Raw genomic sequence first — 15,966 nt, 5'->3', positions numbered from 1 at the left:
ACCGACCGTGAATGCATTATGCCATCATCTTCAGTGTAATCAACAGGCCAGCGCCACACCCGCAGGACGATTTATAGAGGTGGCAGATAGAGAAACCGCCGCAGGAGATTAGCGAGTTTTTTCTTGCTGTCATAGCCGCTACTGTAGTACTGCCGCAGGGGAACTGTCTCGCCAGAAGTGAGGTGCACCACGACGCGATAGAAGCGATCGCCATCAGAATCCACGGAGCTTTCAATCGCAATGTCCCTGATCGCGCGCAAGTGCAATTCCTTCTGAGTGCGGCGGAAAAAATTTGCATGGAGAATCGTCAAGGTGCCACTGCCCCGATCCAAATCCAGTGTTAAGACGGATGCGAAAGAAATGAAACTCATCCCTACCAGAAAGAACACCCCCGCAATGATCCCAATGAGCCAGCGATCGTCCACACGCGCTGAAAGTTCGGTTTGATTGGGATTGGCTAAGAACTGATTAATTTGCTGCACCATGGCGGCGCGATCGCCCGGCTCCGAGGAGGCAACGCCTAATATGGTTGAGTTGCCCGCTATTTCAAGAACAACGCGGTACATGCGATCGCCTTCGCTGTCAATGTAGTCCTCCAACTTTGCCTGTCGTAGTAGAGGAAGCGGAATTTTCACCCGCTCTTGGCTCACGAAGGAGGTTGTGGTGGCAATACATTCATAGGGTAGGGTTTGGCGTTGGCAGTGAATTTCTGCAACAGGAAAGAAGCTGAGCATCAACATAGGTACAAGAGCAAACACCCCACCCATAAACCAACTCAGCAAAGGGCGTTCCCGCAAGCGCAAGCGATAGTCCGTTTGCTCCAAGATTTTCATCGCTGATTGTTATCCTTGAGCACGCAAAAATCCTGCGACACTGGCTGCCAACTGCTGAAAATTGGGTTCGATGCGTTGGCCGAGATACTCCTCCACAGCGCGAGCAATCATGCCAGCTAGGAAGGAGGGTACCCCCGGAATGCGTTTTGGATCAATGCGTAGATGACCTCGGCTAGTGATAATTGTTGAGTCACCCACAGCAATGAATTGATTTTCCCCTTGGCAGTCAATGGCCTCGGTAAAGGCATGGGGTGCAATGCGCCAGCGGGTGAGATAGTGGCGATCGTCCCAATGGGTGTAGTCCGTCCACGAGAGCATTGCCTCACTCAGCAGTGCCCGAGCCGCTGCCGGAATTTCGCCACCCCCATGCCAGACCAGAACCATCTCTAAGATCTCAGGCTGTTCCCTGCGCTCTTGCACCTCAATTTTACGCACATTGGGCATCCAGTTGACTAACTCAGGCAGGCGATCGCGATAGGTACGATAGACGTGCTCGCGGGGAAAGGGCAGCTCTACTTGGGAGGCAATTTCCATCACCCTATCCCCACTGTGGATACTGCCGCGCAATCACAACCACATAGTCCCCCCCTTGCAGCTCATAGTCCATTGGTGGGTTAATCTCCGTCTGGCGACGCCCCTCAATGCGACGTTCCACAGCGACTAAGAGGGCATCGTACTGCTCCTTGAGGTGTCGTTGCGCATACCAAAAGGTTTTGCCTGCCAGCGTTGACGGCAAAGGCAGCCGATAAAATTGATTGCCCACCTGTACCGTTAGGAGTTCGGCAAAGACATCCATCGCCCCTTGATTGCGCACCGCATTGCCAATGAGATGACCCGCCATTTCATCAGCCACCACCACATCTTCCACCCCTGCCGCCTGAAGTTGCACATTATTATTGCGATCCAAAAGCTGGGCACAGGTGTAAATCGTTGGATTGAGTTTTTCCATGGTCAGTGCAGCGAGAACCGTTCGGGCATCGCGGTCTTGATCACTGCGGGGCTGGCTGGTATCCGCCAAGAGAATGGCACGGGAGGCGTGGTAAATCTGCACCTTCTCTAAAACGTCAATGCGGGTATAGTCTCCCGAATAAAAGTAGAGGCGATTTTGATCTACTCTCCGCAACTCACTCAAGGGCAACTGTTCCAGTTCAGCAACAATGACAATCGGTGCATGGCGGGTTTGGGGATCGGTTTGCAACTCCTGCAACACTAGGGGGGCACTGCGATTCCAGCCACAGAGAATAATGTGGTTGCGCAACTCATCCAAGTCAAAGTTCTTAATGCTCATGACTGATTGCAACCGCTGCACCATGAAGGCAGACACCACCCCTGTAAACACTGCAAACAAGGTCAGCCCCGACAAAACCACCACTAGGGTAATGATCCGCCCGGCATGGGTTTTGGGATAGGCACCAATGGGTTCGGCGGACACTAAGGAAAAGAAGCTGTACCACAGGGCATCCCCAAGGGTCTCGATGTCTGGGTTTGAGGTTCCTTCGATAATATAAAAAGCCAGTCCCCCAAAGAGCATGATCAACACAATGATTAACAGTGCTGAAATTTGGGCACCGTAGAGACCAGAAATCTGGGGAGAAATGTAGTGTAGGTTGCGATTGATCAAAATCGAGGCACGGGGTAGGCGCAAAAGGGGCAGCAGACGAAACAGGGGCCACTGGGGCGGCATCGGTAAAATCGCGACTAGATCAAGCCAGTAGTGGCGGAAAAATCGTTGCTTTTTGCGGGCGATCGCAAAGCGTAGGAATAACTCAACAACAAAGCACAGCCGTAGGGGCAAATCCGCCAGCATCAGAAAAAAATTAGGGTGGCCGGGCTGTACCCAGAAAAGATCGACCACCACTAAAAGTACCCATATGAGGATCAAAACCAACAGGCTGATTTCTACCTGTGGTGCGTGCAGAAATAGATCAAGCTGTTGTCTTAGCCGGCTTTGTCCCATGAGTGCCGCTAGAAGAGAACATCAAATTGCCGCAATTTGCCGCGATCGCCGGCTAACCATCAGATTTAGGTGGGAATCAATTCTCCCGGACGCAGTTTTGCCCACCGTCCCTGTTCTTCGACGAAACTGGCACAACCAACCACATCCCACTCCAATAGAATCTCTTCCCCTTGGGTACGGATGTTGATATTGATCGTCGGCTCAATTGGGTCAAAGTCTGGCGTGAGGGTCAGATGGGGCTGTTGGTGCTGCTCCTCAACGGCATAGTATGTGGTACAGCGATCCACAAGGGCGCAGTTAACACAGATACACATGGAACTCTCCCAATGCCACATGCTCCTACTCTAGCGCATCCCTTAGGGGCGCCAAGGGAACTGCTGAAAGTTGGGGGGACGTTTTTCCAAAAAGGCGTTTTTGCCCTCGGCACTCTCTTCAGTGAGGTAGTACAGCAAGGTTGCATTGCCGGCTAATTCCTGTAGGCCGGCTTGACCATCACAATCGGCATTAAAGGCCGCCTTCAAGCAGCGAATGGCCAAGGGACTTTTGGTGAGAATCTCTTGCGCCCAGCGGATCCCCTCAGCCTCCAGTTCCTCAACGGGGACAACAGCATTGACTAGACCCATCGCTAAGGCTTCCTGAGCTGTATATTGTCGACAGAGAAACCAAATTTCACGCGCTTTTTTCTGGCCGACAATGCGGGCAAGATAACTGGCACCAAACCCCGCATCAAAACTACCCACCCGTGGCCCCGTTTGACCAAAAATGGCATTCTCAGCAGCAATGGTGAGGTCACAGACCAAGTGCAGCACATGGCCACCGCCAATGGCATAGCCGGCCACAAGGGCAATCACCACCTTTGGCAGGGAGCGAATTTGCCGTTGCAGATCCAGCACATTCAGCCGTGCTACCCCCTGATCATCCAGATAGCCTGCCTCACCCCGAATACGTTGGTCACCACCCGCACAAAAGGCATACTTACCATCGGTGTGGGGGCCTGCCCCGGTGAGCAAGACAACGCCAATCGTGGGATCGTTGCGGGCATCCTCAAAGGCCTGACTCATTTCCACAATAGTTTGGGGACGAAAGGCATTGCGCTTGTGGGGACGGTTAATCGTAATTTTGGCAATGCCCGTCGTTTTGTGGTAGAGGATGTCAGTGTAGTGGTGAACCTGCTGCCAGTGGACGCTGTCCATAGAGTGTGATGGGTAAGATGGATTCTCATTGTAACCTGAGGGGTTCTCGGGTTTAGAGGGGAGCAAAATCGCAAAAAAAATTAACATCCACCACCTAGGGGAGGCTAGGAGAGCTATGTTAGGCTGTTGCTGACAATAGTTTGTGCTTCTTTGCTATGAGCGACCTCCTCAACACCTGCCCCAATTTGCAAGCGGATTGTGATCGCCTCCTTGACCTATTGAATGCGGAACCCAAGCTGCGCTCCTTTGATATTACGCCAGTTCAAACTTCCCTGCGCAAGGCGGTTTCGCCGACATTTGAGATTGTTTTTGCAGGGCCTTTTAGTGCTGGCAAATCAATGCTGATCAATGCACTATTGGAGCGCGAACTCCTCTACAGTGCCCAAGGTCACGCAACGGGAACCATTTGCCGTGTCGCCTATGCTGAACCCGATCGCGAGCGAGCTGTTTTGACGTTTTACACCGAGGGGGAAATTCAAAAACAAGTCACGGATATTGGCGATCGCCTGTGGTTAGGAGGCAACATTGATATTAATAATCCCAGCTCGATTCAAGAGGCAATTCAGTTTGCCAACCAAATTATTGAACAGGAGGGGGGTGAGGGGCGCTCCCAACGGGCACGGGAAGCCAATGGTCTAAAATTGCTGCTCCAAGGTCGCCAACAAAATGCTGCCCACATTCATCCCACGGTCAATAATTCCTTTTCCATGGATGGCTTGGGCTTTGGCACGATCGCTGAAGCATCGGCATATGCCCGTCAAGGCTCCAATAGTGCCGTTCTCAAAAAAATTGAGTACTACTGCCACCATCCCCTGCTTGCGGGGGGGGAATGTTCTGATTGATACCCCCGGTATTGATGCACCGATCAAGGAGCATGCCGAGCTAGCCTATCGCTGTATCAATGATCCAGAAGCCTCAGCCGTGATTGTTGTTTATCAAATTGCTGCCTCTGGCGAAATTATTCAGGAGGAAATTGAGCTACTGGAAAATATCAAGAATAATCCGGGGCTGCGCGATCGCGTGTTTCATGTCATTAACCGCATTGATCAAACGTGGTTTGATGCCGATTTGCGCGAGAAGGTCAACAATACGATCGCCAAGTCCTTTTACTCACCCCCGGATCGCGTTTATCGCACCAGTGGCCTCTTGGGCTTCTATGGTAGTCAGTTGCTCAAATGTAGCGATCGCGATCGCTATGGGCTAGACTCTCTCTTTGCCAATGAAATCAGCAAGCTCAAACAACGCACCGATGCCCCGAAATTTATCTCCGAGTTTCTGCGCTACTGTATTTTCTCCTACAAACTGCCCAGCAAGTTTCGCATTCAACTGGACACAGACAAAACACCCCTTGAGAGCTATGAACTCATTTTGCAACGCTATGGCCACGAACTAATCCAACACATGATTAAAGATAGCGAAGTGGAAATTTTCCGCAGTGACATCAGCCGCTATCTACGGGAGGAAAAATACCCGCAACTGTTGGAGCAATTGGTTAGCGATCTGCAAAATGTCTGCATTAACCTCAGCAATTTATATCAGCCAGAACTCCATGAATTAAAACAGCAACCCAATGACATTGAAGCCCTCAAGCAGACGAAGCTTTTGGATCTTAGCCAAGAACTGAAAATCGCCGGGGATGAGTTTTATCGGCATATTGATCAGTTTCTCAATCGTATCAAGGGCGGCCAGTCTCCAGAGGCAGAGCAGGACTATAAACGGCTGAAAAACAACCTTGTCACTTCCCTCGAGCAACTCCTGCGCCAGTTCTCCGTGGCTACTATTTATCAACAGGCCCTTGATAGTCATCCCACCAACTCCGTTGTTCCCGTCATGGGGATTTTGGCGGAGGCCTTCTATTACTTGGCCAATGGCCTCAAGAAAACCCTCGTCGAGTCTTCCCAAGAGGTGATCAAAAATCTCTTTAAGCAGTTGAGGCGGGAGATTTACCAGCAGCCCTACTATCGCGAACTCTTTCGCCTACTGGGGAATGACAGCGGCATTGATCAAATGTTGGCCAAGCTGGAGGAGGAGGTACTGACTAGTATTACGACGGTGGCACGCATTGAGTGCGATCGCTATGTGCGGGAGCGCGAGGATTTCTATCATGATACCCAAGGGGTGATGAAACTGCGGGAGGTGCTGCGCAAAGCCTGCAATACCTTTGATGCTTCGAGTATGTTTGAGGCGGAAACCGAACTGCGGGAACTCCTGAAAATGGACTTTGTTCACAAGATCAAGAAAACCATTGAAGTGACCTATCGAGCCGCGATCGCCACCGCGATTACAGAGCCTCTCCTCACTGCCGCCAAGCAACATAGCCAAGAGATTCTCCAGCAACAGCAACAGGCACGGGAGCACCTCGGCAAAACCCTAGAGAAAGAAGCGGCTGAAAGCATTGAGCACAATGCCGCCAAACTGAAGGAACTAGAGGGCAAGATTGCCATGTACAACGAGGCGGTGACGGGCATTAACCGCTGCCTCGAACAACAGGGGCGCGATCGCCAGAAACTTCCCCTGATTCTTTGAGTATTGATGCAGGATTCGTCTTAACCTGCGTTGCCTACCCCCGCAGTGATTGTGTTATCTTGACTCATCAAGAAGAAGAGCTGGCGGGCCGTGCCCAGAGTAATTTTTCCCTACTGGAGTAGTAGAATGGCAATTTCGAGTTTGAGATCAGCTTCAGTGATGTGCGCTGTTTGTAAAAACTCATCGGGAATTACTCAACTCATAATCCAAAATCCCCTTTAATATCAATTTGTGTCAACCCATCGCCGTCTGATGCCGTGATGCCCGCAGTACTGGCGGATGGGGGTGCCAACCCGTTGGCTGGTCATAGCAGGTATCATAAAACTTTAGGCGAATGGGCGTAGCAGCAAATGAGTAGGGATTTTCTCGCAGGACTGAATCCATCACAACGGCAGGCGGTGGAGCACTATTGTGGCCCGATGTTGGTGGTGGCAGGCGCCGGTTCCGGGAAAACTCGCACGCTCACCTATCGCATTGCCCATTTGATTCGCCAGCATCAGGTGGCACCAGAAAATATCTTGGCGGTGACGTTTACAAATAAGGCCGCCCGCGAAATGAAGGAGCGGATTGAAGCTCTCTTTGGTCAAGAGGTGGCTCAGCAACTCTACGGGCGGGACTGGCTGGATCTCTCTCCCCTCGAACAACAGCGGGTGCGATCGCGAGTCTATCAAACGTACACGAAGCCCCTTTGGATTGGCACGTTCCACAGCCTGTGTGCCCGACTCCTGCGCTTGGAAATAGAGGCCTATCAACATCCCCAAGGGTATCGCTGGACGCGGCATTTCACCATTTTTGATGAGTCAGATGTGCAAAGCCTGATTAAGGAAATTGCCACTGCGGAACTCAATCTCGATGAGCGCCAGCATGATCCGCGTGGTATCCGCTACAAAATTAGCCATGCCAAAAACCGAGGGCTAAGCCCCGATCAATTGGAGCAGGAACAGCGATCGCCCGCTGGCCGGGTGGCCGCAGAGGTTTATCGTCGCTATGAGGCAACCCTTGCCCAGAATAACGCCCTTGACTTTGATGATTTGATTTTGCGAACGGTGCAGCTGCTACAACAGCACCCTGAGCGCCTTGAGTATTGGCATCAGCAATTCCAACATATTCTGGTGGATGAGTACCAAGACACCAACCGCACCCAATACGATCTCATTCGGCTACTGGCCACCAATGGTACGCCACCGCAACAGTTTCAGAATTGGGGCGATCGCTCGATTTTTGTCGTCGGCGATGTCGATCAGTCCATTTATTCCTTTCGCTGCGCTGATTTCACTATCCTGATGAATTTCCAGCAGGATTTTGGCGATCGCCTGCCCGATGACGATAGCCGCACAATGATCAAGCTAGAGGAAAACTATCGCTCTGTTGCCAACATTTTGCAGGCCGCCAATCATCTCATTGAGCACAACAACGAACGCATTGCTAAAGTGCTGCGTCCCACCAAAGGAGAAGGCGCTCCCATTTACTGCGAGTGTTGCCACACTGAAACCGATGAAGCCTCTTTTGTTGTCCAAACCATCAAAGCCTTGGGCAGTCAATCCCTCGAACCCCAATGGGGACGGTTTGCCATTCTCTACCGCACCAACGCCCAATCGCGCCCCTTTGAGGAGGCCTTAGTTCGCGCCAACATTCCCTACACCGTGGTTGGTGGTCTCAAATTCTATGAGCGCAAGGAAGTCAAGGATGTTCTCGCTTATTTGCGGCTGCTGCAAAACCCCCAAGACACCGTGAGTCTGCGGCGAATTATTAACGTGCCACGACGCGGCATTGGCAAAACCAGTTTGGATCGCCTCAGTGACGCCGCGCAAACCCTTGGCATTTCCCTATGGGATTTAATTGCCGATACCGAATCCATGACGCCCTTGGCCGGGCGAGCCAGTCGTGCCGTGCAGCAGTTTGTGACCCTCATGACCCGCCTGCGATCGCTAGTGGACGACATTGAATTGCCTGAACTGGTGAAAACCGTGATTGAAGAGACAGGCTACCGCCGCGAACTCGAAAACGAAGGCACTGACGAAAGCCTAGAGCGACTGCAAAACCTAATGGAATTGGTTAACGCTGCCCAGCAATTTAGCGAAGAAAACGAGGGGGCAAGCCTCAGCGATTTTCTCAACAGTTCTGCCCTTGCCTCGGATTTGGATACCTTGCAGGAGGGAGAGGGCGTCGTTTCCCTGATGACCTTGCATGCCGCTAAGGGGCTAGAATTTCCCGTTGTCTTTTTGGTGGGCATGGAGCAGGGACTCTTTCCCAACTTCCGCAGTCTCAACGACCCCATGGCTCTCGAAGAAGAACGCCGCCTTTGCTATGTCGGCATCACCCGTGCCCAAGAACAACTCTTTCTCACCTTTGCCCAAAGCCGTCGCCGCTACGGTGGCAGTGAAGATACGATTCCTTCGCAATTTTTGACAGAGCTACCCCCAGAACTGCTGACAGGGAATGTTCAACGACGACCCAAAATGGCTGCTGTCACGAAGCTATCCCCCGCACGGTTGAGCAAGGCTGCTGCCTCTGGTTGGCGGGTGGGCGATCGCATTCTCCATCCTGTCTATGGCGAAGGGGAAATTACCCATGTCTTTGATACTGGCCCGAAGCTCTCCTTGGCGATTCGTTTCCCACGTCGCGGGCAAAAGGTGGTGGATCCCCGCCTGACACCCCTTGAGCGGCTATAAATCGAGCGAACCGATCCGAGCTGAACAATATGAAGTCTTATTGCAGGATGCGGCTGTTTGGGTGCCACTCACGCTTTTTGAGCGTCATGATAAGCATGAACCTATAGGAACTTCCCGTGAGCAAGAGCATTATTGCAGCAACGCTGCTTGCCCTCAGCGCTGGGGCGCACACCTACGCGATCGCCCCCCAAATGCCCACAATGGTCGCTCAGCCAGCCCAACCCGCAGGCACCACCTTCTATGCTGATATGGGCGAGGGTCTATTTCGCATCAGTGGTCGCCCGAATCAAAAAGTAACGTTTATGAGCATTGCCATTGATCCACAAAAGGTGGCGGATATCAATATGCAACTGGCGGATGGCAACTATATTGGCTTTTCTGGCAACGTCATTCAGCAGGATGCCTACAATCTGCGGATTCGCTTGACTAGTTCTGGTATGGCCGATGCCAATGGCACCCTCAATCTCCGTTATGGCGGTCAGCAGTCCATTCTCAACTTGGCAGGCAATGGTCAATTGGATGGTCAGCCCTTTGTGCTCACCTTCCGAGGCAAGATGAAATAATGAGTTGACAGAACTCCACCAAACCCAAGATAATAGAAGATCGCTGACCAAATCTATCACGAGCGGAACTGGCGGAATTGGTAGACGCGCTAGATTCAGGTTCTAGTGTCCGCAAGGACTTCGGGGTTCAAGTCCCCGGTTCCGCATCCTAGGAAGCCTGCAAAGTAGGGTACGATAGAAGCATTGGCTTCTGTGCGCTGTCATTATGGCTTTTTCGTCCATTGCCGTTCGCGAACTCCCCATTTTTCCCTTGCCGGATGTTGTGCTCTTTCCGGGGCGACCACTGCCACTCCACATTTTTGAATTTCGCTACCGCATCATGATGAATACGATTCTTGAGAGCGATCGCCGCTTTGGCATCGTGATGTGGGATCCACAAACGGGACGGCCAGCCACGGTGGGCTGTTGTGCGGAAGTGCGTCGCTACGAACGGCTTCCCGATGACCGCATGCTCATTGATTCCTTGGGTCAGCAGCGGTTTCGCATCTTGGACTACGTGCGCGAAAAACCCTACCGCGTTGGACTGGTGGAGTGGATTGAGGATGAACCCACCAGCATTGATCTGCGCCCCTTGGCCAAGGAAGTGCGGCAACTTCTTGAGGATGTGGTGCGCCTCTCAGCAAAACTGACGGAACAACCCATGGAGCTGCCCCCCGATGTGCCCACGGCTGCCCTTGAACTGTCCTATTGGATTGCCAGTAATTTTCGCGGTGTGGCTCAGGAGCAGCAACGTCTTCTAGAGCTACAATCCACCTACGATCGCCTACTGCGGGAAGCAGAAATTTTAACCACCACCCGCAATCACTTAGCCGCACGGACTGTTCTTAAGGAGACCTTCAAATAGGCAGTGCCCTGCACCATTGAATATGCTAGGCTAGAAATCCTGATTATTTTGCACCATCTGCCTTGCTAGGGAGGAAACCAATGAGCCGTGTTTGTCAACTAACTGGAAAAAAAGCCAATAACGCCTATGCCATTTCCCACTCCCACCGGCGGACGAAAAAACTGCAAGAAGTGAATTTGCAATGGAAACGGGTATGGTGGCCAGAAGGCAGCCGTTGGGTGCGGCTGCGCCTCTCTACCAAAGCCATTAAAACCCTTGAGCGCAAAGGCCTGAGTGCATTTGCCAAAGAAGCGGGGTTGAATCTCAACAAGCTCTAAGGCATTGCCCAGACTCAAAGATCCACGCGGCCATAGCGAGCGAGGATGTCCCGCTGGCCAGTCTGTTGCTGCGTTTGCCAAGCCCACAACTGATCCCCAAGGGAAAAGTGCCACCACTCGTTAGGATGGCGCTGAAAACCGGCATAGCGCATTGCTTGGTAGAGAATTTTGCGGCGTTGGCTAAAGCAGGCGGCATTAGCCTGCTCAGGATGGCGATCGTAAAAATCGGGAAAGGAACGTTCAGAAACTTCATCAATGACACCCCCCATCTCCAAAGGATGGCCTGCGGGGTCAGCGAGGGTGAGATCAACAGCAGCACCGGTACTGTGGGGGGGTGGTTGCTGAGGGTCTGAACTGGGCACCGCCCAAAATTGATCAACCTGTTGCCAAATCTCGCGGGCGATCGCTGGCTCAAGTTGCTGCGCGTCATACCCCCGTTCTTGACAGAGGGTAGCAAAGGTATGCGCCACCATGAACTGCTGTACCGCAATTGGCCGGTAGGCATCAAAAATTGCGAGTTGCCAGCCGTAAGGTTCTAGGAACGCTTGGGCGCGCTCAAGGGCAGCAATGACCCCCACCCGCAACCAAAAGGGAGAGGCTTTGCCATAGGGGGCACCTCGGCTTTGATAGGGATGGGGTTGCAGCCGCAGAAAGGTAGGTGGAATAGGCGCTAGGGGTTCCCCACACTCTGCAATAGGAATCTTGGTATAGGGCTTATCCCCCATTGGGACTAGGACTTGGCTTCGCGATCAAGGGCGAGTTCAACTTGCTTAAACTCTTGTTCGAGGCGGGCTTTCAGCTTCTCCGGGAGGGGACGATTGGGATAGGAACTGTAGTGACCCGCGAGGGAGTTAAGGGCAGTTTGCATCGTCATAAAGGAAGAGAGCGATCGCAGGGAGTCATCGCGACGATAGAGGGCAAAGAAGTCATTGAGTTTTTTGCGAGCCTCTGCTTGGGCGGCCTTTTTGTTGGGGTCATTATCTGGTAGGGCGATCGCTTCGCGCAGGCTACTGATCAGCGCAAGGGTATCTTCACGGAAATTTCCCGTTAGCCCCGTGGGCACATTAGCACAACTGGTCAGGAGCAGTGACACACTCAGGAAAAGTGCGCAAACCATCGCCCAAAAACGTTTCATAGCAAACCCCAAAACAAAATCGGTCTTAACGTACCCATGAGGCTCATCTTAGCAAGGATCTGCCCCTAGAGTCTCAAGTTTGGCGATCGCCCTTTTCGAAGATAGGGGGTTCGTCATCTTTCAGATTGAACTGTTTTGAACAGGTTGTATCCCTAGTGAAAAGAGTTGCATTTGGGGGATGATGATCTCAGCCATGATGAATGCTAGCTGATCACAGGGGTGTAGGAACGCGGTTGGCAATGACCATCTACTTTTATCGCGTCAAGGATGCCTACGGCAGTTTTTCCAATTTCTCTCCCCACGGGTTTACCCTCGAGGGCTATTACTGGCCAACAGCGGAGCACTACTACCAAGCCCATAAATTCTTTGGCACTGCCCATGAAGCCTTTGGTCATACTATTCGCACTGCCCCAACTCCTGAAGCCGCTGCCCAACTCGGTCGCAGTGGTCGTTACCCCGTTCATCCTCAGTGGGATCAACTGAAACAGGCAGTGATGTGGCGTGCCCTTGTTGCCAAATTTACCACCCATCCCGACCTACAGGAACTGCTCTTAGCAACTGGGGATGAAGAATTGGTCGAAGATTCCCCCGTAGATCGCTATTGGGGCTGTGGTAGCGATCGCCAAGGCTGTAACTATTTGGGACGGCTGCTGATGCACCTGCGGCAGTGTCTGCGCCAAGGGGCAGATCTTCACACCTTCACTCCTCTGCAGGATTGCTCATTTGGCTAGATGCCATGACTTTTGCCCACCACCCAATGGCGACGGAAAAAACGGGCAAGGCTAGATTCTTGCAGTTGCAGACAGATGGGGCGACCATGGGGGCAGGTGTGGGGTTGACGGCAGCGGTACCACTGATCCACAAGGGTTTGCATTTCCGCAAGGGTGAGGGGCGTGCCGTTACGAATGGCGCTGCGACAGGCAACGGCCACCTTAGCAGCGGTTAAATCTGCCACTTGGCTGAGTTCAATCAAGGCAGCTACTACATCGGGGCGATCGCGCAAGAGAGCAGGCACACGGCGCACTGCCCAAACCTGTACCCCAAAGGGGGCGATCGCTAACCCCCAGTCTTGAAGGCGTTGCACTTGCGTTTCCGTGAGGGAGTCCACCAACACCGGCTGCTCTAGCTCCACCACCTGCCAATCTGTTTCAATTTGCTCGTACAGCACGCGTTCATGGGCAATGTGCTGCTCAATCAACCAGATGCCTTCGGCGTGCTCAACAATAATGTACATGTTGTGCAATTGGCCAACCACTTTCAGGCTTGGCAAGGAAACTTGAGCTGAATTGGGCGATAACAGCGTCCGATAGCGGTTTGGTGGTTCAGCCGCCTTGAGCACCTGATAGCTGCTGGCATCACTCAGGGGGATTGAGGGGCAGGCAAGGAGTTGGCCAATGCGTTCTACCAAGAGGGCTTGCCATTGCTCTGGTTCCCGTAGATAGATCGTGCGCTTTTGGGGTTCTGCTGACCAATCAATCGCCGCTGGGGGTAAATGGAGATGGGCAATACACAGGGGAAAGCGCTGCCGAGGTAGGCCGCAACCAAAGGCCTCAAGAATCACCTGCTGCCACGAGGGATCACTGTGCAGTTCCACCCAACGGCCATTGACAGCCACCCCTAAGCCATCAGGGCGGGGACGATGGTGGCGATCCGGCGGCGCCAAGACCAGTTCAATTTGGGCATCGCTCATTTGGCGCAGATCTTGGGGATGGAGTTGTGGGATGAGTTGCAGCAGGCGATCGCCCAAAGACGCCACTGCCGGCCAGTGGTGCCAGCGCTTGCCATCCTTAAGGAGATGCCAAGCCACTTGGGGAAAACACAGGGCGATTTCCTGAAGCCGCCGCTGTACCTGTTTCGGATTTGCTCCCTGCTGACGTTGCGGCCAGTCCTGAAAAAGTTGCTCGACAATCACGCGAGTCCCCACGGCCATTCCCAGAGGACGCTGGCTGCGCACTTGACCCTGGGCATCATAACTCACTTGCCAACCGGTCTCCGCCTCGCGATGGCGACTGCAAATCGTTAACTGTGCCATTTGCGCCAAACTGCGGAGGGCTTGACCGCGAAATCCCAAGGTTGTGATGTCCGCCAATTCCCCGCTGGGGGGCAACTTGCTGCTGGTGTAGGGGAGAGCCACTTGGGTGAGATCTGCCCAGCGAATCCCTTCGCCATTGTCTGTGACCTCAAGATGCCATGCTGAAGGGCGCCAGTGGAGGTGAATGCGACTCGCCCCGGCATCAAGCGCATTTTCCACAAGCTCCTGTACCACTGTGGCGAGGGAGTCGAGGGTTTCAGCGGCAGCGATCGCCCGCTGCATTTGGAGCGGCAAGGGGACAACCGTGAGGCCATCACTCATGGCAGCCATTCTTGAGCAACGTCAAAAATTTGGTGAGCCAGAATTAACTTTGGTACCTTGGCAAGATCGCGCGATCGCCCCTGCCGATCCAGAACCACCGCTGCGTTTTCGCTACTGCCAAAGCCACCATCGGCTTGATCCACCGCATTGGCAACTATCAAATCCAAGCCCTTGCGTTCTAGCTTTTCGCGGGCGGGCGTTACAATATCCCCCGTTTGGGCAGCAAAACCAATCAGACGTTGGTGGGGTTGGCGCATCTGAGCCACCGCTTGCAAAATATCGGGCACCGGACTCAGGGGTAAGGCGGTAGGCAACTCCGATTTCGGGAGCTTTCCCGACCACTGTTGGGCCGGGCGGACATCGCCAACGGCGGCAGCCATCACCAGCCAATCGGCCTCTGGCCACACCTCAAGGACAGCTTTGCACATTGCTTCGCTACTGATTGCTTGAATAGCGCGTACCTGGGCTGGGATCGGCTCGGCGATCGCCCCATGAATCAACGTCACCTTGGCGCCGCGATGCAGGGCTGCCCTTGCCAGAGCGATCCCCATTTTCCCCGTTGCCGGATTACCAATGAAGCGCACTGTATCCCAATACTCGCGGGTGCCACCGGCAGTAATCAGCAGATGTTTCCCCGCCAAGTCTCGTTTGCCGTGGGTATAGGCCAAGGAGTCCAAATAGGCAATGATTTCCTGCGTCTCCGCCATCCGCCCCACACCGACGCTGTCACAGGCCAAGCGGCCATAGGCCGGGGGTAAGCAATGATAACGGGGCTGTTGTTGCAGTTGTTGCCAATGGCTCTGTACCGTCGGTTGCTCCCACATGGTCGTGTTCATGGCCGGTGCCACCAAGATGGGTATTTGGGAGGCCAGCACCGTACTGGTCAGTAGGTTATCCGCCAAACCCAGCACCAGCTTTGCCAACGTATTGGCCGTGAGGGGAGCAATCAACATCAGCGTTGCCTTTTCTGCCAGTTCAATGTGTAGCGGTCGCGGCGCTTGGGGATGCCAAAAATCCGCATCTGTGAGTACCGATTGCCGGCACAGGGTCGAAAGGGTCAACGGCGTAATGAACTGCGAGGCGGTCTCTGAAAGGATGGCAGACACTTGCCACCCCGCCTTTACTTGCGTGGAGATCACATCACAGATTTTATAGGCAGCAATGCCACCCCCCACCCCCACTAATAAATGGGGAACTGCCCTAGGACTCGTCAAAGGCTTCTAAATCCAGAAGATACAAATAAGGCTCTACCAGCTCTGGCCGCTGAAAGGCAATGGAGCGCAGCAGATGCCAGTCTTCAAGGGCAGCAAAGGGTGTATCGTAATCATCCTCCTCAAGCCGTCGTGCCAAGGCAGCCACCTCCTGGGGGGTGAGGTGATTGATATACTCCTGAGTGTAGTGGTGAGTTGTTTGCATACCCCCTCCTGCAGGACGCCTAAAGAGTTGTCCTACAACACTAGTTTACATACCCCTTGGCCTCAACCCCAAGATTGAGGAGCTAGACTAAAAAAGCTACTGCCCTGCGGGGTACGATGTCCCTAGCCAGTTTTACCCCTGCCTATGACCAATCCCC

Annotated in this window: 17 protein-coding genes and 1 tRNA gene; 8 read left to right on the top strand and 10 right to left on the bottom strand. The window is 53.3% G+C overall.

What is annotated here, in order from left to right:
• Positions 1-71 precede the first annotated feature (71 nt).
• The 5 genes from RHK62_RS06855 to menB form a co-directional block, all read right to left on the bottom strand.
• Positions 72-833 carry a hypothetical protein gene (locus RHK62_RS06855; protein ID WP_310453471.1) on the bottom strand — a complete coding sequence of 254 codons (762 nt, stop codon included), beginning with the start codon at positions 831-833 and terminating at the stop codon, positions 72-74.
• A 9-nt stretch (positions 834-842) separates the two neighbouring features.
• Positions 843-1,367, bottom strand: a complete 525-nt coding sequence (locus tag RHK62_RS06850; protein ID WP_302677624.1) for an SRPBCC family protein — start codon at positions 1,365-1,367, stop codon at positions 843-845.
• Positions 1,368-1,371: 4 nt separating this feature from the next.
• Positions 1,372-2,790 (bottom strand): TrkA-related ion transporter, encoded by a 1,419-nt coding sequence (locus RHK62_RS06845; protein WP_399375774.1) that lies wholly within the window; start codon positions 2,788-2,790, stop codon positions 1,372-1,374.
• Positions 2,791-2,855: 65 nt separating this feature from the next.
• Positions 2,856-3,104 (bottom strand): Ycf34 family protein, encoded by a 249-nt coding sequence (locus RHK62_RS06840; protein ID WP_149819240.1) that lies wholly within the window; start codon positions 3,102-3,104, stop codon positions 2,856-2,858.
• 42 nt (positions 3,105-3,146) lie between these two features.
• Positions 3,147-3,983, bottom strand: coding sequence for a 1,4-dihydroxy-2-naphthoyl-CoA synthase (gene menB / locus RHK62_RS06835; RefSeq protein ID WP_206200116.1), 837 nt, complete (start codon positions 3,981-3,983; stop codon positions 3,147-3,149).
• A 155-nt stretch (positions 3,984-4,138) separates the two neighbouring features.
• On the opposite strand from menB, the gene RHK62_RS06830 reads away from it, so the two are divergent.
• From RHK62_RS06830 to rpmB, 7 genes are all read left to right on the top strand, one after another.
• Positions 4,139-4,825 carry a dynamin family protein gene (locus RHK62_RS06830; protein WP_310453470.1) on the top strand — a complete coding sequence of 229 codons (687 nt, stop codon included), beginning with the start codon at positions 4,139-4,141 and terminating at the stop codon, positions 4,823-4,825.
• Positions 4,773-6,509 (top strand): hypothetical protein, encoded by a 1,737-nt coding sequence (locus RHK62_RS06825; protein WP_310453469.1) that lies wholly within the window; start codon positions 4,773-4,775, stop codon positions 6,507-6,509. The genes RHK62_RS06830 and RHK62_RS06825 overlap by 53 nt, the downstream gene beginning before the upstream one ends.
• 350 nt (positions 6,510-6,859) lie before the next feature.
• The gene (gene pcrA, locus RHK62_RS06820; RefSeq protein WP_310453468.1) at positions 6,860-9,181 is read left to right on the top strand and encodes a DNA helicase PcrA; all 2,322 of its coding nucleotides are present in this window, start codon (positions 6,860-6,862) and stop codon (positions 9,179-9,181) included.
• A 116-nt stretch (positions 9,182-9,297) separates the two neighbouring features.
• Positions 9,298-9,744 carry a hypothetical protein gene (locus tag RHK62_RS06815; RefSeq protein ID WP_206200112.1) on the top strand — a complete coding sequence of 149 codons (447 nt, stop codon included), beginning with the start codon at positions 9,298-9,300 and terminating at the stop codon, positions 9,742-9,744.
• 62 nt (positions 9,745-9,806) lie between these two features.
• Positions 9,807-9,890, top strand: a tRNA-Leu gene (locus RHK62_RS06810).
• 59 nt (positions 9,891-9,949) lie between these two features.
• Positions 9,950-10,588: an LON peptidase substrate-binding domain-containing protein gene (locus RHK62_RS06805; RefSeq protein ID WP_149819234.1), complete on the top strand. Its 639-nt coding sequence runs from the start codon at positions 9,950-9,952 to the stop codon at positions 10,586-10,588.
• An 80-nt stretch (positions 10,589-10,668) separates the two neighbouring features.
• Positions 10,669-10,905, top strand: a complete 237-nt coding sequence (gene rpmB, locus RHK62_RS06800; protein ID WP_310453467.1) for a 50S ribosomal protein L28 — start codon at positions 10,669-10,671, stop codon at positions 10,903-10,905.
• Between the two features lie 14 nt (positions 10,906-10,919).
• Here the strand turns inward: rpmB and RHK62_RS06795 are convergent, their stop codons facing one another.
• Both RHK62_RS06795 and psb27 read right to left on the bottom strand, forming a co-directional pair.
• Positions 10,920-11,630, bottom strand: coding sequence for a M15 family metallopeptidase (locus RHK62_RS06795; protein ID WP_302677631.1), 711 nt, complete (start codon positions 11,628-11,630; stop codon positions 10,920-10,922).
• Between the two features lie 5 nt (positions 11,631-11,635).
• Complete coding sequence (gene psb27, locus RHK62_RS06790; RefSeq protein WP_206200110.1) at positions 11,636-12,040, bottom strand: photosystem II protein Psb27; 405 nt, start codon at positions 12,038-12,040, stop codon at positions 11,636-11,638.
• A gap of 239 nt (positions 12,041-12,279) precedes the next feature.
• On the opposite strand from psb27, the gene RHK62_RS06785 reads away from it, so the two are divergent.
• The gene (locus RHK62_RS06785) at positions 12,280-12,771 is read left to right on the top strand and encodes an NADAR family protein (protein ID WP_310453466.1); all 492 of its coding nucleotides are present in this window, start codon (positions 12,280-12,282) and stop codon (positions 12,769-12,771) included.
• Here RHK62_RS06785 and mutL read toward each other — a convergent pair.
• From mutL to RHK62_RS06770, 3 genes are read right to left on the bottom strand one after another with little or no spacing between them, the layout of a single operon-like run.
• On the bottom strand, positions 12,768-14,393 hold the full coding sequence (gene mutL, locus RHK62_RS06780; protein WP_310438034.1) for a DNA mismatch repair endonuclease MutL: 1,626 nt from the start codon (positions 14,391-14,393) through the stop codon (positions 12,768-12,770). The two genes, RHK62_RS06785 and mutL, sit on opposite strands and share 4 nt — an antisense overlap.
• Positions 14,390-15,607, bottom strand: coding sequence for a bifunctional phosphopantothenoylcysteine decarboxylase/phosphopantothenate--cysteine ligase CoaBC (gene coaBC / locus RHK62_RS06775; protein WP_310453465.1), 1,218 nt, complete (start codon positions 15,605-15,607; stop codon positions 14,390-14,392). Before coaBC ends, mutL begins: the two co-directional genes overlap by 4 nt.
• The gene (locus RHK62_RS06770) at positions 15,594-15,809 is read right to left on the bottom strand and encodes a DUF2555 domain-containing protein (protein WP_206200107.1); all 216 of its coding nucleotides are present in this window, start codon (positions 15,807-15,809) and stop codon (positions 15,594-15,596) included. The genes coaBC and RHK62_RS06770 overlap by 14 nt, the downstream gene beginning before the upstream one ends.
• Positions 15,810-15,966 lie beyond the last annotated feature (157 nt).

This window comes from Thermosynechococcus sp. HY213 (genome assembly GCF_031460975.1).
Taxonomy (GTDB): domain Bacteria; phylum Cyanobacteriota; class Cyanobacteriia; order Thermosynechococcales; family Thermosynechococcaceae; genus Thermosynechococcus.
The sequence above is the reverse complement of the archived record's forward strand: the minus strand, read 5'-3'. Positions and strand labels throughout refer to the sequence as shown.